A 546-nucleotide genomic window follows, 5' to 3' on the forward strand; every position below is an offset into this window, starting at 1 on the left:
CGGTCACCACGGTAGGATTCATGACTGGGGTGAAGTCGTAACAAGGTAGCCGTATCGGAAGGTGCGGCTGGATCACCTCCTTTCCAGAGCTTCTCGCACAAGTTGAGCGCTCACGCTTATCGGCTGTAAATTTAAAGACAGACTCAGGGGTCTGTAGCTCAGTCGGTTAGAGCACCGTCTTGATAAGGCGGGGGTCGTTGGTTCGAATCCAACCAGACCCACCATTGTCTGGCGGTAGGTACCTGAGGTTATCTGTACTCATGGGGGCATAGCTCAGCTGGGAGAGCACCTGCTTTGCAAGCAGGGGGTCGTCGGTTCGATCCCGTCTGCCTCCACCAATCTTCAATGACAAACATTCGAATGACGATTGTTCGAGTCTTTGTCATTGGCGATTGAGCCAGTCAGAGGATATCAACAGATATCGGCTGTCGTTCTTTAACAATCTGGAAGAAGCAAGTAATTTGGATAGCGGAAGCGTCTTGAGATGGACGTGAAAGTTATCCGGGTTGTGATTGTATCGATGTATCTCAAGATGATTCGAACTCT

General features: G+C 50.2%; 2 tRNA genes and 1 rRNA gene. All 3 read left to right on the forward strand.

Going from position 1 to position 546, the window contains the following annotated elements:
- Window positions 1-83: ribosomal RNA gene (locus CFB45_RS38020) — 16S ribosomal RNA — on the forward strand; the annotation flags it as partial.
- A gap of 64 nt (window positions 84-147) precedes the next feature.
- Window positions 148-224 (forward strand) — tRNA-Ile (locus CFB45_RS38025).
- 38 nt (window positions 225-262) lie between these two features.
- Window positions 263-338: transfer RNA gene (locus CFB45_RS38030), tRNA-Ala, on the forward strand.
- Window positions 339-546 lie beyond the last annotated feature (208 nt).

Source organism: Burkholderia sp. HI2500, assembly GCF_002223055.1.
Classification (GTDB): domain Bacteria; phylum Pseudomonadota; class Gammaproteobacteria; order Burkholderiales; family Burkholderiaceae; genus Burkholderia.